This is a genomic window from Paragemmobacter kunshanensis (assembly GCF_011059185.1).
Lineage (GTDB): Bacteria > Pseudomonadota > Alphaproteobacteria > Rhodobacterales > Rhodobacteraceae > Paragemmobacter > Paragemmobacter kunshanensis.
On the sequence record NZ_JAALFE010000026.1, the window covers coordinates 22,532 to 40,827 of the forward strand.

Sequence of the window (18,296 nt, forward strand, 5' to 3'; positions counted from 1 at the left end):
GAGCCTTTTGTTACGGATGTAGATCTTGAGTTTCAGGCGGTCTGCACCCTCTAGTTCCTAGAGAGGCAAGCGGAAATCGGGAGGTCGGCGGACCTGCTTGCGGCTTCAAGGCGACCCTGCTTCCAACTGGCTACGTTCAGCCTGCGCGGCGCGGATGCGGTCGGGCCAGGTTGACCGGATATAGGCGAGGACGGCTTCGATGTCGTCTTCGGTCAGCTCGTCGCCAAACCCAGGCATGCCGGAGGTGAAGTCGACCCCCATATCGTCCAGCACCGCCTGCCCCCCGCGGCGGATGTAGTCCCGCAGCATCGCGTCCCCATGATGCCAGGTGTGGCCGGTTTCGTCGTGGGGCGGCGCGGGATAGGTGCCGTCCTCCCTCGCCGACTGCCAGTCCGGCTGCCCTTCCAGATTGGCACCGTGGCAGGAGGCGCATCTGGCCGCGTAAATGGCACGCCCACCTTCGATGTCGGGCGTGTCGTGAAAAAACGCACGGGCTGGAACCGACGAAAGTACAAAGGGGGTTGCGGCGACGGCGACTCCGAGAACGCTAAGGGAGCACGCCCTTCTGAGCCAGTGCATCATGTCCGGCTCACCGTAGCCGTCGTGCCGTCCGGCGGCAGGATGCGTTCGGACAAGAGAGCCAGGTCCTCCCGCACGCGCGCCCTCTGCGATGTCGGATAGGCGTCCTCGGGGGGCAAGCCGCCATGCTGCGCAAACAGCATGATGTCGCGCGCAATTGGCGCGGCGGCCGTTGACCCGCCGCCACCGTGCTCCACCACGACCGTGACGGCAAAGCGGGGCGCATCATACGGTGCGAAGGCCACGAACAGCCCGTGATCTCGACGGTTCCACGGCAGCTCGTCCTGCGAACGGACGCCTGCGGCCCGCTCAGCTGCGGTGATAGAGAAGACCTGGCTCGTTCCAGTCTTGCCCGCCATCGCCTGCGCCGGATCGGCGATGCGCGAGGCATAGGCCGTCCCGCGCTCGTGGTTCGAGACCTCGAACATGCCCTGTCGCACGATGGCCAGTGCTTCGGCCGACAGACCGAGTGGGGCCGGATCAGGATTGTCTTGGTCCTGCCCGCCAAACGGCCGCACCAGACGCGGCAGAACGGCGGTCCCCGACGCCAGTCGCGCCGTCATGGTAGCAAGCTGGATCGGCGAGGCGAGCGTGAAGCCCTGGCCGATTGAGGCATTGATGGTGTCCCCTATCAGCCAGTCCTGCCCATACCTTTCCTGCTTCCAAGCGCGCGACGGGTTGTTGCCATGCGCCATGCCGGACAGCGGAAGGTCGTACTTCTGGCCAAGCCCCAGCCGGTCGTTCATCGCGAAGATACCGTCGATGCCGATGCGCTGCGCGACCTCATAGAAGTATACGTCGCAGGACTCGCGCAGCGCGCCGACCATGTTCACTCGGCCATGACCACCGCGCTTCCAGCAGTGGAACCTGCGGCCGGAGATCTCGACATAGCCATTGCAGGCGACAGTCTCTTCCGGGTCCATCAGCCCGGTTTCCAGCGCGGCCAGCGCATTCGACATCTTGATCGTCGATCCCGGCGGATAGGCCCCCTGCACCGTCTTGTCGGAGAGCGGGCGGAATTCGCTGTCGCGGAGCGCGCCGTAGTCGCGGCTGGAAATCCCGCGGACGAAGAGGTTCGGATCGAAGGACGGCGCCGAGGTGCAGCCAAGAAGATCGCCGCTCGTCACGTCCATCACGATCGCGGCGGCACTTTGCCCTTCAAGGCGGACGCGCATGAAGTTCTGAAGGTGGTGGTCGAGGGTGACCTGCATGTCGGGGCCCGAGGTAGCAGGGTCGAGCGCCAGCTCGCGCATCGTGCGACCGGAGACATTGACCTCAACCCGCTGGGTTCCCGGCAGGCCGCGCAGGGCGCGTTCATGGCTGCGCTCGACCCCGGTCTTCCCGATTTCAAAATCGGGAAGGCGGAGCAGTGGCTCATTGTCGGCAGCCTCGTTTTCCAGATCGTTGTCGCTGACCGGTCCCACATAGCCGACCTGATGGGCGAAATCGGGCCCGAAGGGATAAACACGGGACAGGACCATCTCGGGGTGAACGCCCGGAAGCACGGGGGAGTTCAAGGCCACGATGGAAAGCTCGTCCCAGGTGACCCGGTCCTTTACCGTAATCGGAACGAAGGCCCGCACACGGGCCGTCTGCTCGCGGACCTTGGTCAGTGTCTCCTCGTCTAAACCAAGGAGTAGACGCAGCTTCTCGAGGACATCTTCGACATCCCGTGCTTCCTCCCGCACGAGCGTGATGCGGTAGGCCTGTTCGTTATCCGCAATGATCTTTCCAGCACGGTCAAAGATGCGCCCCCTGTCGGGACGTACCAGCCGCAGGCTGATCCGGTTCTCTTCGGCCAGCAGGTAGTATTGTTCGGCATCACGGACGCCCAGTTGCCACATCCGAAAGCCCAGAACGCTGACCACCGAGGACATCGCCCCACCCAGCAGGAGGGATCGCCGGGTCATCTTCTTTGCCGCCTGCGCGAGATCGCGTTCAGATCGACGCACGGCTTACCTCCTCTCCCGGCAGTTCGGACGGGGCCATGGCGCGGATGGTCTTCAGGTAAGCCGCCGCGCGCAGACCAAGGACCAGAACCACCAGCCCGACGAACCAGAGCTGAAGCGGATTCGGCGGTGGCGTTGCCCGATGGAAGCTCAGGAAATGCATGAAGAGGAAGTAGGCGACATGGGCGACGGTCAGCCACCACATCGGCAGGACGCCCATCTGCAAGAACTTCCAGCCTGACAGTCCCAGACGCCGCATCGCAAAATCGCTCGACGTGGCGGCAAGCAGCACCGCGAGGACGAGGGCCGCGATCCCGATGGCATTGGCAAGTCCGAAACCATGCTGGAACATGACATAGACCAAGAGGTCGGGATGCCATTCGAACCCGAAAAGCCGCATCAGATCCCATTCAACCCAGCCGACGAGGATGATCACCGCATGGACGATCACCAGAAGGCAGCCATGGATACCCATCTCACGGCGGAACGGCAGCAGCGGAACCGCTGCGCGCAGGAAGCGGGTCAGCGGCCCGAAGGCCATCGACAGCGCGATCAGCACCAGCGAGGCATCCCCGAAGGCGCGGTTCCATCGATGCATCGGGCTGAACTGCGCGTGAACCGCCGCAAAGCCCAGCACGAGCCCCGTCGCAAGGATGGCCACGAGCGTGTGCCGAACCAGCGTCTTCCGGGCCAGCCCACGCATCGCTGACCGCAAACCAGTTGACGCTGTCACAGCGGGCCTCCCGTCATGGGAGTTTCAACGCCGCCGACAATCTGAAGGTCGGATCGGGACTCGCGAAACGCGCGCCATGTGCGAAAGGCAGCAAAGCCCATGGTGATGACCCCGGCTGCCGCGAGCCAGGGCCGGACCGGATCGAACCATGCGAGCAGCGCCGGCCCGCCGAAGATCAGCATCAGGACCTTGTTGCAGGTCGGACAGGCGATCCCGAGGAAGCTCGCAAGACCGCCTGCCCCGGATGTCCGCAGCCGGCATCGGGGAACCCAAAGCGCGACCGTCACTCCGGCCAAGAGTGCCGTCAGGACAGTGGCCCCGAACTCCCACGGACCAACCGGAGTCATGCGGACGAACAGGGGGTTCGCCCAGACTGCCGTCACCGTCCCGAGGACAGCGAACATCGCGATGCCGACGGCGATGCCGCGAAACCCCCGGTGCAGGGTATCATCGTGCCTTGCCTGTTGTGTCGGTCCGTCACTGTGCATCAAATTCAACCTCTGCGCGATCCTCGCCAAAGCCAACACTGACCACCCACCGTCCAGCCATTGGCAACTTGAGATTTGCTCGCCAGACCCCGGCCTCGACTAACTGAAGCGGCGGATCAAAGCCGTCCATATGCATCTCCATCATCGCGAAGTTCACGTCCGGCCGCATAGCGGCAGATTCGATGGCATCGGCATCCGGCGTGAACTGGATATCGAGACGGACGTCCCGGTTTCCGAGCGCATAGACCTGGACGTCGATCCGACCATCCGGAAGGACTTCCGACACTTCGGCCGTCGGCTCGCTCTGATCCGCAACGGTGTCTCGCGGATCGAGCGTGCGCACCGTAGTCCAGATGAACGCGCCCACAAGGGCAAAGACGCCCAGAGCAAGCGCCACTGCGAGCACTCTAGTTCTCATTGCCCATCTCCATTTGCGAGTGGTCCATCCCCGCCATCGGGGTCTCCGTGACAGGACGAGCGGGTTCCGGGATGTCCCCGCTGCCGTCGGGGTCGAGCAGGTAGGTCGCGATGGCTTCGCGGTCGGCGTCGGTCAGGTACGAGGTGCCCTCGGCCACGACCTCGGCCATGCTGCCGCCAAAGGCATCCCCGTTGGGCAACAGGCCCGTCTGCAGCGCATAGGCCAGATTCGCGACCGTCCAGCCGCCTTCGAGGAGATCGGCTGTCAGGATCGACGCTGCCTTGCTGCCGCCAGGAAGACTGTCGTTTCCGGCGAACCGGGCGGAGTCGTCCAGGCCGCCTGCAAGCGTTCGGCCGGTATGACATGCCGCACAATGGGCCGCGCCTTCAACCAGCAAACGCCCGCGATTCCACGGCGACGATGTGCCCATCAGCGCATCCGTCTCCGGCGCGTCGAGGTAGGCAGCGCGCCAGAGCTTCAGGCCCGAGCGGAAGCTGAACGGAAATCCCACATCATGCGCGGGGGCAGCATCCGCAACCGGCGGAACGGTGCGGAACGCCTCCCACAGGTCGGCGATCTCTTGATCGGTGAAGCCTGCGTAGAAGGAATAGGTGAAGACCGGATAGTAGGGGTCACCCTCCGGCGAGACTCCCTGGCGGACAGCCTTGGCGAAATCCTGAATGGTCCAGCCGCCGATCCCGGCAGTAGGATGCGGAGTGATGTTCGGGGGCACGAAGATGCCGAAGGGCGTGTCGAGCGGCGCTCCTCCGGCGAGCGCCAGTCCCTTGGCAGCCGCGTTGGTGTGACAGGACACGCAGCCGCTGGCGCGGGCCAGATAGGCGCCGCGTTCTGCATCCCCGGGCGGGAACGCGGCGGGCTCGGGCGCGCCTACAGGCCATAGCGCCAGTACCCCGGCACCGAACCCGGCGACAACGACCGGGACAATGACCGAAAAGCGGATCAAGCCCCGCATCGTCAGTTCCGACCGGCGCGAAATTGCGAATGGCAGGACGAACAGGTAGCGCTGATCCGGGTGAAGAGGTCGTCTGCCGCCAGCGTCGTCAGATCAGACGCCAGCGTCGCCGGGTCCGACGTGCCGCGCGCAACCTGGACCTCCGGGGGCCTTTCGCCGTAGCCCATCAATTCCGCTATCGTGAAGCCCTCATCTCCCTGTGGTGCCGGGGTCATGGCCATCGCCGAGTGATCCATCCCGGCCATATCTCCGGGCGGCGGCAGCGCCGGCTCAAGACCGTTCGGAGCTGCCACGGCGAGCGCGTCAGCGTAAGTCTTCAATTCCTCGGCAAGTGCTGCGAAGTCCTGCCAGTCGGACCAGATCTCCGGCCTGGCGTAGGTAACCCCTTCGAGGCTGCCTTCCGGGAACAGCGACAGCATCGTCTCGCCCGCGTGACCGGCAATGACGCTCGCACCCTCTGACACGATGAATGTGTCGTAGGGGACCGTGCCCTGCATCATCGGTGCCAGCTCAGCCACCGTGTCCCGCATCGCCGTCATTCCGTTCATCCGTTCCAGGACGACACCCGTCGCCCCGTTATGTGCCAGCGCCACTGCCGCGACTGCGGAAGCGGCAAGCGCCAAAGCGCCTGTCCATTCTGGTTTCATCTGCCTGACTGCCCTTGGTTTCTTGTTGTTGACCGATCCCGCGACCCGCCCTTCCGGCGGATCGTGAGGCTTGCACAACTGTCTGGTGTCAGGCTGACAGAGATTGAACTGTCGACAGAGCTGCGGAGAGCCTATCGAACCGTCAGACGCACGTCCGGCCTGACTGTCAGATACGGGTTCGGGGGGGAGGCAGGGTCACAGACGGGCCGCCGAAGCGGCGTTGCGACTGCGTCAGGTCCGGTCGCAGAGTGATCACGATTGACAACGACAGTGCTGTGACCGGCCCCTCGGGCAGCACGAAAACAGTACAGGCGAGGCCCGGGTGGCATGCAGGTGCCTGCGCGGTCTCTTGCCCTAAGTTGCTCGCGATCTCGATTGAAGTCTCGGGATGATGATCTTCGACCGAGCCCGCCTCCGCAGCCTGTCCGAGAACCAGGCCAAGCGTCAGGACCAAGGACAATAGCCACATCGATACGAACCGCAACAACCTGTGCGAAAACAGGTCTTTGAGTGCGTTCGGTGAGGTCGAAGAACGTTTCATCTGGCTAGATCAGCTTCACTTGCGTCCCGACCGGCGTCCGGTCGAAAACTTCCTCGATATGTTCGTTGTAGAGCCCGATGCAGCCGTTCGACGAGCGGCGACCGATCTTGCGCGTGTCGTGTGTACCATGGATGCGGTAGTATTGCCACGACAGGTAAAGGGCACGGGTGCCGAGCGGGTTGGTCGGGTCGCCGCCAGGCACGAACGCCGGCCATTCGGGGTTGCGTTCCCGCATCGACGGAGTCGGCGCCCAGCTCGGATTAACTTTCTTCTCGACTACCTCGGTGTAGCCCCGGCGGGTCAGCTCGTCCGACAGCGGTACCGAGGTTGGGTAGAGATACATCTGACCGTCGCTCGTCCAGTGCTGGAGGACTTTGGCCGTCGTGTCGGAGATGATGATCCCAACTCCAAGAGTATCGAAGTGATCCTGCCACTCGTGGGTACGAAAAGCCGAGATGTTGTTACGGACCGGGCCCTGCGTGTCTTCCGACGCGCTGGCGGCGCGACCGGTCACGAAAGGTGCGGCAAGTGTTCCGGCAATAAAAAGCCGTCGAGTGAATCGCATGTTCTGCTCCTTTTTCACAAGGTTTGCTTCCTTCCAACGTGGGAAGGTCAAACGGCTTTGCATCGCGACCGGGTCACAAACAGGTGAATGCGTTGCGTTTTCGCCAATCCTGGAAGGAATTTGGCGCCTCACCTTGATGTGATCAGTCGGCACTTAGGTGAGAGGGGCTATACTCCAGCCATGCGGTTGATCATGGCTTGTCTGTGCAGTTTCCTCCTGCTCGCCACCCTTTTCGGACTGGCGCATTCAGAACGATCGCCGTATGGAGCGCAAGGTGACGCACTTCACGCTCAACCCCTGATACCGGACGCTCTCTGCGGCGAGGGATCAGGACACGGGACATGTCAGCTTGTTTTCCCCGGCGAGCCAGTGCTCGTCACTCTGATGTCGGTGGCCGGATCGTCGTATTTCGAGATCACGCCGGTCATGGGCTCCAGCCGCAGTTTGGCCCCCCACACGCCGCCGCCGCGATACGTGTCCTGAACGAACCCGATCCTTCTCGTTCCTCTCAGGAGACAGCATGATTTCCCGACGCTTCCTCATTGGCGGGGCCGCACTTGCAGCGCTGTCCTCGCCCTCCATCCTGCGGGCCCATTCCGCAGAGCCATTCGTGCTGGCCGACGAATTCCAGCCCCGCGAGGTGCGCGTCCGCGAACAGCACGCGCCCGGCCAGATCCTCGTGTTCCCGCGAAGCTTCTTTCTCTACCATGTCTTCGATACCGAACGTGCGATCCGTTATGGTGTCGGTGTCGGCAAGGCCGGACTTGCCTTCAGGGGGTCCGCGATCATCGAGCGCAAGGCCGAATGGCCTGCTTGGCGTCCGACGACCGACATGATCCGCCGCAATCCTGACCGTTATGCCCAGTTCGCCGATGGTGTCCCCGGCGGGCCGAACAACCCCCTTGGGGCGCGCGCGCTCTACCTTTACCGGGAAGGGCGCGATACCTACTACCGTATCCATGGCACGACCGAGCCGTGGTCCATCGGCCAGTCCGTGTCGAACGGTTGTATCCGGATGCTAAACGAGCATGTGATCCAGCTCTACGAACAGGTGCCGGTTGGAACACCGGTGACTGTGGTGTGACCGTGAGACGCCGCGACCTTCTCGTCTTCGGCGGGATCGTTGCCCTTATCTATGGTCTGCGTGCCCTTCCCTGGGACCGGCTCCCGGGCCGCGGGCCGCGCTATGCCGACATTGCGGATCTGCCGCCATTTCGCCGCCTTGAAGGGAGTGGCCAAACGTCCGGAGCAACGCCGGCATTCGTTGGCCTCGATCCGCCGTCAGAAGATGCAGACCAGCGCCGCGCGCGTGCTGACGTTGTTCGTGTCGACCCCTGCCCTGCCCTTTTTGGCACCGACGGGACGCCGGGAGTCGTACCGATTGCCTATTTCAGCGAGTTCCGCTGCCCCTACTGCCGGGCGCTGGAGCGGGACCTCGACACATTGCTGGCCGAGTTTCCTGCTTCCTTCCGTCTCGTCCAACATGAACTCCCCATCTTCGGACCGCCCTCCGAGCTTGCCGCGCGCGCGTCGGTCGCGGCTGCACGGCAAGGCAGGCAGCAGGAGCTTCGCCGCCGCTTCATGCGAACACCGCTCGTGGCCGAGGAGGCCTCAGTTCTGCGCGTGGCGGCCGACGTCGGTCTCGACGTCGACCGGCTGGCCCGCGACATGACATCCCCGGAAGTGCAGGCAGACCTCGACCGGACGCGGGCACTTGCCGACATATTCGGGTTTGTCGGCACCCCCGGCTTGGTCATGGGACGGACCGTCCTGAACGGCGCGATCCCCTATGCGCTGCTGCGCCGGATTGCAGAGGACGAAGCATCCATGCCGGACCCGGTCTGCTGAGGTCATGAACACGCCGTCGCACATGCTGATCGGGGCTGCCGTCTTCGCGCGGCCACTAGCACCGGCAACCTTGATCGCAGCGCTCGCAGGAGGGCTAGCCCCGGACCTGCCGATGTTTGCGATGGTGCTCTGGGCGACCCGGGTTGTTGGCGTGCCAGAACATGAGGTCTTCAGCACGCTTTTCTTCTCGGAGACCTGGCAGTCGGTCTTTGCGATCGACCACAGCTTCTTTATCTGGGGAGGGCTGCTCGGGTTGGCTGTCTGGTGCAGACAGATCATCCTGCGGGCCTTTGCAGGTGCCGGTCTCCTGCATGCCCTTGCGGACTTCCTGACCCATCACGATGACGCCCGCCGCCAGTTCTGGCCCGTCTCGGACTGGGTGTTCCGCAGTCCGGTCAGCTATTGGGACGCGCGGTTCTACGGCAATCTTTTCGGGATGTTCGAGGTCGCCTTGGTCGTGACGCTGGCCGCCTTCCTGTGTTGGCGGCTGGCCCGATGGCGGGAGCGTCTGCTGGTCCTTGTCGTCGCCGCGCCCGTCCTGCTTCCAGTTCTGATGACCGGCAGCCTGCATGGGCTGCATGGTATGGGATAAGCGCGTCAGCCCTTGTAGCGCCGCAAAAGCTGGGCATTGATCGCGACGATGATGGTCGAGGCTGACATGAACACCGCACCGATGGCAGGGGTCATCATGAAGCCGGTGCCGAAGGTGATACCTGCCGCCATCGGGATGGCAAAGGCGTTGTATCCAGTGGCCCAGATCAGGTTCTGCACCATTTTGGAATAGGTTGCGCGGGACAGGCCGAGGATTGCCTCGACATCGCGCGGGTCGGAGCGGACGAGCACGACGTCGGCCGACTCCACCGCCACATCCGTGCCTGCGCCGATGGCGATGCCGAGATCGGCCTCGACCAGCGCCGGGGCGTCGTTGACCCCGTCGCCGACCATCGCGACCTTCAAGCCGCGCGCCCGCAGTTCCCGCACCTTGGCCGCCTTCTGGTCCGGCAGAACCTGGGCGAAGTATTCGTCGAGGCCCAGCTCCTTTGCGACCGACTTTGCAACACCCTCGGCATCGCCCGTCATCATGATCGACTGCACACCGCGGGCCTTGAGCCGGGCGACCACGTCGCGCGACTCCGCCCGAACGATGTCGGCCAAGGCGAACAGGGCATAGGGCTTGCTGCCAAGCACCAGCACCACCACCGTCTTGCCCGCCTCCTCCAGCGCGGCAAGGCGCGGATCGGATACGGGGGTGTTCTGGCGGCGCAGGTGGCCAGGGCTGACGATAGCCACCTCCTGCCCGTCGACCCGCGCTGTGACGCCCGCGCCGGTGATGCTCTGCAACCCCTCCGGTGCCGGGAAGGCGATTCCTTTGCCCGTTGCAGCCGCCACGATCCCCTGCGCAATTGGATGCTGCGACTGGCTTTCGACCGAGGCTGCCATGTGCAGCGCCGTATCTTCGTCGCCACCCTCCAGCATGACGATATCGCTGACGCCGAACCTTCCCTCGGTCAGCGTTCCTGTCTTGTCAAAGACGACTGCGTTCAGGTCTCGTGCGCGCTCGAAGGCGGCACGGTCGCGGATCAGCAGGCCGTTCTTGGCCGCGAGCGAGGTTGACACTGCCACGACCAAGGGCACCGCAAGGCCAAGCGCATGGGGGCAGGCGATGACCATCACCGTCACCATCCGTTCCAGCGCGAAGGTGACGCTTTCGCCCGCCGAAATCCACCAGGCGAACGAACCGACGCCGACTGTGATGGCGACCCAGGTGAGGACTGTCGCCGCACGGGTGGCTAGGTCTTGGGTCCGCGACCGGCTGTTCTGCGCGGCCTTCACCATGGCGATGACCTGCGACAGATAAGTGGCTTCGCCCGTCGCCTTCACCTCGATGGTGACCGCACCCTCGCCGTTGACCGCCCCGCCGATCACGGTTTCGCCAGTGGTCCGGTTTACCGGCTTCGACTCGCCGGTCAGCATGGCCTCGTTGAACGAGGAGGTTCCTTCGGTGATCGTGCCATCGACCGGCACCTTTGCGCCAGGGCGGATCACTACGCGGTCGCCTGCGACCAGAGCCGCAACGGGCACCTCTTCCGTCCCGTCATCCGCTTTGACGCGTAGCGCCGTATCGGGCAGGAGGCGCACCAGTTCCTCCAGCGCCCGCGAGGCGCCGAGGACCGAGCGCATTTCCAGCCAGTGACCCAGCAACATGATGGTCACCAGCGTGGCGAGTTCCCAGTAGAACGGTTCGCCCCCCGGAAGGCCAAGGGTGACGGCGGCGGAGTAAAAATAGGCGGTGGAAATCGCCAGCGCGACCAGCGTCATCATCCCCGGACGGCCGCTGCGAACTTCGGGAAGCGCGCCGGTCAGGAAGGGCCAGCCGCCCCAGAAATAAATGATCGAGGACAGGGCCAGGGCCACCCATTCCTCGGCGGCGAACAGCGGGGCCATCCCTTGCCCAAGGAAATCGCGCACCATTGGCGACAGGACCAGGACCGGGATGGTAAGGACGAGGCAGACCCAGAACCGGCGGCGGAAATCGGCCACCATGTCGCCGTGGCCTGCGTCGGCACCACCGCCCTGCGGCGCATGCCCCATCGCAGCATGATCGACGGATTTCGCGCCAAGGCCCATCGCAGCGTGATCAATTGAGGACTTTGCACCATGCCCCATTGCGGCATGGTCCATTCCGGCCATCGGCGGGGTGTCCGGTTTCTGCGCGTTGTTGGTCATGGAACCGAACTCCCTGCGTCCCGGATTTGCAGGGGGCGCGGCCAATCCCGACCGCGCCGCCCAAGGTCATCATCCCGGGCTTACATGCCCTTGGAGGCGAGAAACGCCTTGAGCGTGGCGATCTCGGATTCCTGCGCAGCGATGATCGCCTCGGCCAGTTCGCGCATCCCGGGATCCGTGCCAAATTCAAGCTGGATCTTCGCCATATCGATGGCCGCTTGGTGGTGCGGGATCATGCCCGCGGCGAAATCGACATCCACGTCACCCGTATAGGGCACCATCATGTCCGCCATCATCTTGTCCATCGCGGCCGCATAGGCCACGGTTGCCGGATCATTGGCCAGTTCCGGCGGGATCAGCGTGGCATGGCTCATCATCGCCATGCCATCGCCCCCCATGTTCATGCCCGAGTGGTCCATCCCCGCCATGCCGTCCGACTGGGCATACACGTAAGTTCCGCCTGCCACCATCGCGGCGAGAACAGCACCGATTGCGATCTTCTTCATGGTCGTTTCCTTTTCTCTGTTGTGGAAAGTCTGTGCTTCAGGCGGGCGCGTAGCCGACCTCGGTCAGCGCCGCTGTCAGCCGCTCACGGGGGGCCACAGACTTGACGTCGACCTTGTGGGTTCCGGGGTCCGCGCTGACCTCCGCCGCCGGATCGACCGACTGGATGGCCTTGGTCACGCTGCGCACGCAGCCGCCGCAGGTCATGTTCTCGATATGGAACTGCATGAGTGCCTCCTTCAGCGTTTTGCCTCATGCGCCATCAGATAGGGCTTCCCACGGTTGTAAGGTCAACCCCACAAAGCCGTGAGGTGAAAATTGAAGTTACCCCTTGACCTTCCCATGATGGGAAGCCCTATCTCCGTTTGCGGAAGCACCTTGAAAGGAGTCCCGCAATGAACATGCAGGCAAGGCAACCATCCGTAACCGCCACAGCCCGGATGGTGATCGACGTCGAGGGCATGACCTGCGCCTCCTGCGTGGCGCATGTCGAACGGGCGCTGAAAGCGGTGCCGGGGGTGGCAACGGCATCGGTCAATCTCGCGACCGAGCGCGCCGAAGTGACCGGCCCGGCGCTGGACCGCGCGGCTTTGGTACAGGCGGTGGAGGGTGCAGGCTACGCCGTACCCGCGCGTCCCGTGGATCTGGAGATCGAGGGAATGACCTGCGCCTCCTGCGTTGCGCGGGTGGAACGGGCGTTGAAAACGGTGCCGGGCGTGACCTCTGCCGCCGTCAACCTTGCGACCGAGCGGGCGACAGTGACCGGGTCTGCCGATCTGGCATCGCTGATCCGTTCAGTTGCTGATGCGGGGTACGAGGCCCGCCCCGCTGCGCCTGCCATGGCTGCGGCGGACGAGACCACCGCGAAGAAAGCCGCAGACGAGGCGTTGCTCAAGCGCGACGTGCTGATTGCCGCCGCGCTGACGCTGCCGGTGTTCGTGCTGGAGATGGGGTCGCACCTGTTCATGTGGGTCCACATGGCGGTGATGAACACCATCGGCATGCAGGCCAGCTGGCTGATCCAGTTCGCCCTGACCACCGCCGTCCTGTTCGGCCCCGGCCTGCGCTTCTTTCGCAAAGGCCTGCCCGCGCTGGCCCGTCTGGCCCCCGACATGAACAGCTTGGTCGCGGTGGGCACCTCGGCCGCCTACGGCTATTCGCTGGTCGCCACCTTCGCCCCCGGCGTGCTGCCGCAAGGGACCACTTTCGTCTACTACGAGGCGGCAGCGGTGATCGTGACGCTGATCCTGCTTGGCCGCTATCTCGAGGCCCGCGCCAAGGGCCGCACGTCGGAGGCAATCAAACGGCTGGTCGGCCTTCAGTCCAAGACCGCCCGCGTCGTCCGGGACGGCGCGACGGTCGAGGTGCCCGTTGCCGAGGTCCGCCCCGGCGATGTGGTCGAGGTCCGCCCCGGTGAGCGGGTGCCGGTCGACGGCGAAGTCACGTCCGGCGCAAGCTGGATCGACGAAAGCATGATCTCGGGCGAACCCGTGCCCGTCGAAAAGACCGCAGGCAGCGCCGTCACCGGTGGCACCGTCAATCAGACCGGCGCCTTCACCTTCCGCGCGACAGCGGTGGGCGAAGCGACGATGCTCGCGCAGATCATCCGCATGGTCGAGGCCGCACAGGGTGGCAAGCTGCCGATCCAGGCGCTGGTCGATCAGGTGACGATGTGGTTCGTGCCCGCTGTCATGGCCCTCGCCGCGCTGACGTTCGCCGTCTGGCTGGTCTTCGGCCCCGACCCCGCGCTGACCTTCGGCCTCGTCAACGCCGTCGCCGTCCTGATCATCGCCTGCCCCTGCGCGATGGGTCTGGCCACGCCCACCTCGATCATGGTCGGTACCGGGCGCGGTGCGGAACTGGGCGTCCTCTTCCGCAAGGGCGAGGCGCTGCAATCGCTGCAAGGCGTGAAGGTGGTGGCGCTTGACAAGACCGGCACGCTGACCGAGGGCAAGCCCCGGCTGACCGACCTCGTGCTGGCTGACGGCTTTGACCGGGCCGCGGTCCTCGCCGCCGTCGCGGCGGTCGAGGCGAAGTCCGAACACCCGATCGCCCGCGCCATCGTCACGGCGGCGGCCGAGGAAGGGTTGCCCCTGCCCGACGTCACGACCTTCGACTCCGTCACTGGCTTCGGTGTCACCGCCGTTGCGGGCGGGCAGAAGATCGAAGTCGGGGCCGACCGCTACATGGTGAAGCTCGGCCTTGACGTAACCCCCTTCGCCGACACCGCCGCGCGGCTTGGCGACGAAGGCAAGTCGCCGCTATATGCCGCTATCGACGGGAAGTTGGCTGCGATCCTCGCCGTCGCCGACCCGATCAAGGACACCACACCGCAAGCGATCCGCGCCCTGCACGCCCTTGGCCTGAAGGTCGCCATGATCACCGGCGACAATGCCCGTACCGCCAATGCCATCGCCCGCCAGCTTGGCATCGACGAGGTGGTGGCCGAGGTCCTGCCCGACGGCAAGGTCGATGCAGTGAAGCGGCTGAAGGGCATCGGCCAGCTTGCCTATGTCGGCGACGGCATTAACGACGCGCCCGCGCTGGCCGAGGCGGATGTCGGCATTGCCGTCGGTACCGGCACCGACATCGCTATCGAGGCGGCGGATGTGGTGCTGATGACCGGGCGGCTGACCGCCGTGTCGGACGCCATCGCACTCTCCAAGGCAGTGATGCGCAACATCCGGCAGAACCTGTTCTGGGCCTTCGCCTACAACGCGGCGCTGATTCCGGTTGCCGCAGGTGTCCTGTGGCCCGCCTTCGGCCTCCTGCTGTCGCCGATCTTCGCCGCCGCCGCGATGGCCCTCTCATCCGTCTTCGTGCTCGGCAACGCACTTCGGCTGCGGCGGTTCGCGCCAGCGGTCGTCAACTGAGGGAGACCTGTCATGAACATCGGTGAAGCCGCAAAGGCCTCGGGCGTGTCCGCCAAGATGATCCGCTACTACGAATCCATTGGCCTGATCCCGGCAGCAGGACGGACCGAGTCGGGCTATCGGGTCTACGCTCCAACCGAAGTGCAGATGCTGCGCTTCATCCGCCGGTCCCGCGACCTGGGCTTTCCCGTCGAGAAGATCGAGGAACTGCTCGCGCTTTGGCGCGACCGCACCCGCCAGAGCGCGGACGTGAAGCGTCTGGCGACGGAACAGATCGACGGCCTCGAACGCAAAGTGCGCGAGATGCAGGCCATGATCGACACGCTGCGCCACCTTGCGGACGCGTGCTGCGGCGACCATCGGCCCGACTGTCCGATCCTTGCGGATCTCGGACACGGAGTGGAGCATGGACTCAATGGCGCAGGGCCGCAGGGTTCCAAGGTCGGACCGATGCGCCTTTCGCCCATCCGGTAGTCAGTTGACTTCGGACAGGATCGGCGCGAGCCTATCAGCGTTTGGTGTTCAAGGGGTGCAGAGCCCTGGAACTCAATCGGGAATGGGGAAGGGCGGACCCAGTTGCGGCGCCCGAAGCCTCAGCCGCCCCCGCGACTGTATGCGGTAGCGGCCCTTCATCAAGCCACTGGGCGACTGCCCGGGAAGGCGAAGGGCCGTGCTGATCCGCGAGCCAGGAGACCGGCCAGACTTCGATGAAACCCATTCCCGTCGGGTGTGACGGGCGGAGACCTGTTGCATGACCACATCGACTCTTGCCGTTTCGCCTTCGAATGCTTCCCTTCGGCCGGTTCTCCTAAGCGCCGTGTTCGGGGCAGCTTTGCTATTTTTCGCAGGGTTCTCCCAGCCCGATGCGCTGCACGCAGCGACTCACGACACCCGGCACGCGACCGGATTTCCCTGTCACTGACGGCTGGAGGTCATGTCATGTCCAAGACCCTGCTTTCTGGCGGGCTGATTGCGGGTGCCTTGGCCGGCGTCGTAGTCGCTCTGCTCCAGCTGTGGCTGATCCAGCCTCTGATCATCGAAGCCGAACGCTATGAAACCGGAGAGTTGGCTCTGCCGCTGGTCCAAACCGAAGATCAGCCTGGCATGTCGACAACGATCCAACCCGATGACATGCAAATTGAGGGAACCCATCTGTCCCGAGCTGGTCTGACCGTCATTTTTCTGACGCTGACGTGGTGTGGGTTCGGGCTCCTGGCTGGCGCTTCAATGTCTGCTGCGCAGATGTCGACGAACGTCCGGCCCTTCTCGGCAGTCGGGATTGCCGTATCCGGATTTGCCGTGGCATTTCTCGCCCCCGCGCTCGGCTTGCCGCCAGAGCTTCCGGGAATGCCTGCAGCAAATCTCAGTTCGCGCCAGTTGTGGTGGATTTTGACACTCGTTGCCACAGCTGCCGGATTGGCACTCACCCTCCGGTTTGAGAACTGGGCGGCGCGTGGAGTCGCACTCGCCGTCATCTCTTTGCCCCACGTTGTGGGTGCTCCAACCGTGCCTGTTGCCGCACCAATGATCCCGCCCGACCTTGCCGGACTTTATGTCGCTCGGGTCTTGGGTGTGAATTTCTTGGGTTGGCTCGTTCTGGGTGCCTTGCTCGAACGGCTTCTTGCAGGCCCGCTAGGAAGGAAATTGCCAACGTATCGCAAAATGCTTGACTAGACCCTATCACCTTGCGCCATCAGGCTTCCCGCGCTTCTCGAACCAACTATGGCAAAACTTGATGTAGTAGGGTCGTGGCGCTCCGGTTCGATCTCTTTGGAAGGTATTCAGTCCGACGGCGGTGGCCCACGAGGGGAGGCTGGGATTTCAGATGATCAGGCCTTTTCTTGTTGCCAGTCCTCCCAGTATGTCCCGATACTCCGTGATGCCTCGAGTTGGCCCGATGTGTTCGTTCCGCGCAAGATGTGCTGGTAGTTTCCGTTGGATGGACGATCATCTGGGGCACCATCCATTCGCTCAGGACGGTTTGCAAATCGTCGGGCGCTGATCCCATTCAGTCAGGACACCAATACAATCTCCGTCCTTCTTTCATGACAATATCCGCCACATCCGATACCGCCCCTGTCCGGTCACCTCGCGGATCAGAGTCCGCGCCTCCATCCACGCAAGATTTCGCTGGACGGCCGCGCGACTGGCGCCGGTCAGGGTCTCGGCCATCGGAGCGGAAACGAGTGGCCATTCGGTCAACACGGCGCGCAAGGACGGGGGCGTCTTGCCCGAAAGTCGCGCAATCTCGGCCTCCGCCCGCGCCGCCCACGCCTCGATATCATCAAGGTGCCGCATCGCTGTCAGACATGCCGTCTCCATCCCATGGAGCCAGCGCGCAAGACGGTCAGCCGGTAGGCCACCGGAGCGCAGCCCCTCGGCCCCGGCCATGGCCAGAGGCGCAAAGATTGCCCCTTTCCCATCACTGGCTGCGATCCGCGCTGCGGTGACTGCCGCTTCCATGCGGTCGCCGTACTGCCCGAGTCCTGCGAGGCTCCAGAGGTGAAAGCCCAAGCAAGCGCGAGTGATCGGGTGCAGTTCAGCGGCATCCGCCATCAGGCCTAACCAACCGCCCGCGCGATCCGCGAAGGACTCGGCTTCAGCTGGGATATTCTCGGCGTCACGGCGGTCGAGAAAGGCAGATAGGTCGGCTTCGGGTCCAGGCCCACCTGTCAGCCGCCGCACTGCCCAACCGACACGCGCGAGCGCCGCCGTGTCGTCTTGCACACCGGACAAGCGCATGGAGATCCAGAGCGCTAGCCGATCTGAGCCAATCCGGTCGCCTGAAAACCAGCTCAGATCAGCCGCTTCGATCAGGGCGAGCCGGTGCCGCCATCCCTCCGGGCCACGTCGCAACCGATCGTCGAGCGCGCCTAGTCGGCCCGCGGCGCGAGCGAGACGTGCGGCGTGGCCCGCCTCGGCCTTTCGCCAGTCGTCGAGGACCGCAGTTTCGCGGCGTTCGGCACGTGGCCAGGGCGGCAGATCGTCGGGCTCCTCTTCAATCGGGCCGGGCAGGAACCACAGATCGTCCTCTGATCTCTCTTCGTCCTCTTCCACACTGGTCAGAGGATCAGAAAAATCATCATGTAGGGTAGATGCTTGAGCCTTCATATGTGCAAAATACGTACGTTTCGCACTTTACCCAAGGGTTTTCTCTAGGTGCGTTTGCACTCCTTATATAGCACGCGCGCGCGGTTGCCTTCGAGATAAGTCTCGGCGCGCTCAGCCTCAGAAAGCCAAGGGCATTCCGCAGATCAGCGCCATAGAGAGTGATCTTGCATCCGTTTACAATCGGTCGTTTATTGCTGATATATGAAACTGCAAATGGCCTGATTTTATGCCCCTGATCGGCTACGCGCGCGTCTCGACCGAGGATCAGACATGGGGTAATCGCGGGTCCTCGGCCTCCTAAGCCCCATCAAGACTAGCAGGGTGGCTGCTCCCCGATATG

20 protein-coding genes and 1 riboswitch are annotated in these 18,296 nt (G+C 64.1%); of the genes, 7 read left to right on the forward strand and 13 right to left on the reverse strand.

Annotated elements, in window-relative coordinates:
* Window positions 1-105 precede the first annotated feature (105 nt).
* The 9 genes from G5V65_RS18785 to G5V65_RS18825 all read right to left on the reverse strand — a co-directional run bounded on the left by G5V65_RS18785 (window position 106) and on the right by G5V65_RS18825 (window position 6,893).
* Window positions 106-582: a c-type cytochrome gene (locus tag G5V65_RS18785; protein WP_165053279.1), complete on the reverse strand. Its 477-nt coding sequence runs from the start codon at window positions 580-582 to the stop codon at window positions 106-108.
* Entirely contained in the window at window positions 579-2,531 is a 1,953-nt protein-coding gene (gene mrdA, locus G5V65_RS18790) for a penicillin-binding protein 2 (RefSeq protein ID WP_165053282.1), read from the reverse strand. The genes G5V65_RS18785 and mrdA overlap by 4 nt, the downstream gene beginning before the upstream one ends.
* Window positions 2,518-3,231, reverse strand: coding sequence for a ferric reductase-like transmembrane domain-containing protein (locus G5V65_RS18795; RefSeq protein WP_165053286.1), 714 nt, complete (start codon window positions 3,229-3,231; stop codon window positions 2,518-2,520). The genes mrdA and G5V65_RS18795 overlap by 14 nt, the downstream gene beginning before the upstream one ends.
* Before the next feature lie 26 nt (window positions 3,232-3,257).
* On the reverse strand, window positions 3,258-3,758 hold the full coding sequence (locus G5V65_RS18800) for a hypothetical protein (RefSeq protein ID WP_165053288.1): 501 nt from the start codon (window positions 3,756-3,758) through the stop codon (window positions 3,258-3,260).
* Complete coding sequence (locus G5V65_RS22740) at window positions 3,739-4,155, reverse strand: FixH family protein (protein WP_105515989.1); 417 nt, start codon at window positions 4,153-4,155, stop codon at window positions 3,739-3,741. Before G5V65_RS22740 ends, G5V65_RS18800 begins: the two co-directional genes overlap by 20 nt.
* 1 nt (window position 4,156) lies before the next feature.
* Complete coding sequence (locus G5V65_RS18810) at window positions 4,157-5,140, reverse strand: c-type cytochrome (RefSeq protein WP_241250647.1); 984 nt, start codon at window positions 5,138-5,140, stop codon at window positions 4,157-4,159.
* A 2-nt stretch (window positions 5,141-5,142) separates the two neighbouring features.
* Window positions 5,143-5,787 (reverse strand): c-type cytochrome, encoded by a 645-nt coding sequence (locus G5V65_RS18815; RefSeq protein WP_165053291.1) that lies wholly within the window; start codon window positions 5,785-5,787, stop codon window positions 5,143-5,145.
* A gap of 166 nt (window positions 5,788-5,953) precedes the next feature.
* Window positions 5,954-6,328 carry a hypothetical protein gene (locus G5V65_RS18820; protein WP_165053294.1) on the reverse strand — a complete coding sequence of 125 codons (375 nt, stop codon included), beginning with the start codon at window positions 6,326-6,328 and terminating at the stop codon, window positions 5,954-5,956.
* Between the two features lie 4 nt (window positions 6,329-6,332).
* The gene (locus tag G5V65_RS18825) at window positions 6,333-6,893 is read right to left on the reverse strand and encodes a L,D-transpeptidase (protein ID WP_165053297.1); all 561 of its coding nucleotides are present in this window, start codon (window positions 6,891-6,893) and stop codon (window positions 6,333-6,335) included.
* A 520-nt stretch (window positions 6,894-7,413) separates the two neighbouring features.
* Here G5V65_RS18825 and G5V65_RS18830 point away from each other — a divergent pair.
* Genes G5V65_RS18830 through G5V65_RS18840 form a run of 3 tightly spaced genes read left to right on the forward strand, consistent with a single transcriptional unit; the run spans window position 7,414 to window position 9,333 of the window.
* Window positions 7,414-7,977 carry a L,D-transpeptidase gene (locus G5V65_RS18830; RefSeq protein ID WP_165053300.1) on the forward strand — a complete coding sequence of 188 codons (564 nt, stop codon included), beginning with the start codon at window positions 7,414-7,416 and terminating at the stop codon, window positions 7,975-7,977.
* Window positions 7,974-8,741, forward strand: coding sequence for a DsbA family protein (locus tag G5V65_RS18835; RefSeq protein WP_165053303.1), 768 nt, complete (start codon window positions 7,974-7,976; stop codon window positions 8,739-8,741). The genes G5V65_RS18830 and G5V65_RS18835 overlap by 4 nt, the downstream gene beginning before the upstream one ends.
* A gap of 4 nt (window positions 8,742-8,745) precedes the next feature.
* Window positions 8,746-9,333, forward strand: coding sequence for a cobalamin biosynthesis protein CobQ (locus G5V65_RS18840; RefSeq protein ID WP_165053306.1), 588 nt, complete (start codon window positions 8,746-8,748; stop codon window positions 9,331-9,333).
* Between the two features lie 5 nt (window positions 9,334-9,338).
* Here G5V65_RS18840 and G5V65_RS18845 read toward each other — a convergent pair whose 3' ends face one another.
* From G5V65_RS18845 to G5V65_RS18855, 3 genes are all read right to left on the reverse strand, one after another.
* Complete coding sequence (locus tag G5V65_RS18845; protein ID WP_206526886.1) at window positions 9,339-11,468, reverse strand: copper-translocating P-type ATPase; 2,130 nt, start codon at window positions 11,466-11,468, stop codon at window positions 9,339-9,341.
* A gap of 80 nt (window positions 11,469-11,548) precedes the next feature.
* Entirely contained in the window at window positions 11,549-11,974 is a 426-nt protein-coding gene (gene copM, locus G5V65_RS18850; RefSeq protein WP_051911381.1) for a CopM family metallochaperone, read from the reverse strand.
* A gap of 37 nt (window positions 11,975-12,011) precedes the next feature.
* Window positions 12,012-12,200: a heavy-metal-associated domain-containing protein gene (locus G5V65_RS18855; protein WP_035714032.1), complete on the reverse strand. Its 189-nt coding sequence runs from the start codon at window positions 12,198-12,200 to the stop codon at window positions 12,012-12,014.
* Window positions 12,201-12,412: 212 nt separating this feature from the next.
* Here G5V65_RS18855 and G5V65_RS18860 point away from each other — a divergent pair, with 212 nt between their 5' ends.
* From G5V65_RS18860 to G5V65_RS18875, 4 genes are all read left to right on the forward strand, one after another.
* Window positions 12,413-14,845 carry a heavy metal translocating P-type ATPase gene (locus G5V65_RS18860; protein WP_277602969.1) on the forward strand — a complete coding sequence of 811 codons (2,433 nt, stop codon included), beginning with the start codon at window positions 12,413-12,415 and terminating at the stop codon, window positions 14,843-14,845.
* A 12-nt stretch (window positions 14,846-14,857) separates the two neighbouring features.
* On the forward strand, window positions 14,858-15,319 hold the full coding sequence (cueR, locus tag G5V65_RS18865; protein WP_165053309.1) for a Cu(I)-responsive transcriptional regulator: 462 nt from the start codon (window positions 14,858-14,860) through the stop codon (window positions 15,317-15,319).
* A 25-nt stretch (window positions 15,320-15,344) separates the two neighbouring features.
* Window positions 15,345-15,561: riboswitch (cobalamin riboswitch) on the forward strand.
* Window positions 15,562-15,596: 35 nt separating this feature from the next.
* A complete protein-coding gene (locus tag G5V65_RS18870) occupies window positions 15,597-15,767 on the forward strand; it encodes a CbtB domain-containing protein (RefSeq protein WP_084684240.1) in 171 nt (56 codons plus the stop codon).
* 17 nt (window positions 15,768-15,784) lie between these two features.
* Entirely contained in the window at window positions 15,785-16,519 is a 735-nt protein-coding gene (locus tag G5V65_RS18875) for a CbtA family protein (protein ID WP_165053311.1), read from the forward strand.
* Window positions 16,520-16,888: 369 nt separating this feature from the next.
* Here G5V65_RS18875 and G5V65_RS18880 read toward each other — a convergent pair whose 3' ends face one another.
* On the reverse strand, window positions 16,889-17,956 hold the full coding sequence (locus G5V65_RS18880; protein ID WP_165053313.1) for a hypothetical protein: 1,068 nt from the start codon (window positions 17,954-17,956) through the stop codon (window positions 16,889-16,891).
* Window positions 17,957-18,296: the final 340 nt, after the last annotated feature.

Excerpts from the sequence above, each read along its gene's own strand:
- G5V65_RS18785 (WP_165053279.1), bottom strand. The coding sequence starts at position 582 with ATGATGCACTGGCTCAGAAGGGCGTGCTCCCTTAGCGTTCTCGGAGTC.
- G5V65_RS18795 (WP_165053286.1), bottom strand. The coding sequence starts at position 3,231 with ATGCGTGGGCTGGCCCGGAAGACGCTGGTTCGGCACACGCTCGTGGCC.
- G5V65_RS18810 (WP_241250647.1), bottom strand. The coding sequence starts at position 5,140 with ATGCGGGGCTTGATCCGCTTTTCGGTCATTGTCCCGGTCGTTGTCGCC.
- G5V65_RS18815 (WP_165053291.1), bottom strand. The coding sequence starts at position 5,787 with ATGAAACCAGAATGGACAGGCGCTTTGGCGCTTGCCGCTTCCGCAGTC.
- G5V65_RS18820 (WP_165053294.1), bottom strand. The coding sequence starts at position 6,328 with ATGAAACGTTCTTCGACCTCACCGAACGCACTCAAAGACCTGTTTTCG.
- G5V65_RS18825 (WP_165053297.1), bottom strand. The coding sequence starts at position 6,893 with ATGCGATTCACTCGACGGCTTTTTATTGCCGGAACACTTGCCGCACCT.
- G5V65_RS18830 (WP_165053300.1), top strand. The coding sequence starts at position 7,414 with ATGATTTCCCGACGCTTCCTCATTGGCGGGGCCGCACTTGCAGCGCTG.
- G5V65_RS18840 (WP_165053306.1), top strand. The coding sequence starts at position 8,746 with ATGAACACGCCGTCGCACATGCTGATCGGGGCTGCCGTCTTCGCGCGG.
- G5V65_RS18845 (WP_206526886.1), bottom strand. The coding sequence starts at position 11,468 with ATGACCAACAACGCGCAGAAACCGGACACCCCGCCGATGGCCGGAATG.
- copM (WP_051911381.1), bottom strand. The coding sequence starts at position 11,974 with ATGAAGAAGATCGCAATCGGTGCTGTTCTCGCCGCGATGGTGGCAGGC.
- G5V65_RS18855 (WP_035714032.1), bottom strand. The coding sequence starts at position 12,200 with ATGCAGTTCCATATCGAGAACATGACCTGCGGCGGCTGCGTGCGCAGC.
- G5V65_RS18860 (WP_277602969.1), top strand. The coding sequence starts at position 12,413 with ATGGTGATCGACGTCGAGGGCATGACCTGCGCCTCCTGCGTGGCGCAT.
- cueR (WP_165053309.1), top strand. The coding sequence starts at position 14,858 with ATGAACATCGGTGAAGCCGCAAAGGCCTCGGGCGTGTCCGCCAAGATG.
- G5V65_RS18870 (WP_084684240.1), top strand. The coding sequence starts at position 15,597 with ATGACCACATCGACTCTTGCCGTTTCGCCTTCGAATGCTTCCCTTCGG.
- G5V65_RS18875 (WP_165053311.1), top strand. The coding sequence starts at position 15,785 with ATGTCCAAGACCCTGCTTTCTGGCGGGCTGATTGCGGGTGCCTTGGCC.
- G5V65_RS18880 (WP_165053313.1), bottom strand. The coding sequence starts at position 17,956 with ATGAAGGCTCAAGCATCTACCCTACATGATGATTTTTCTGATCCTCTG.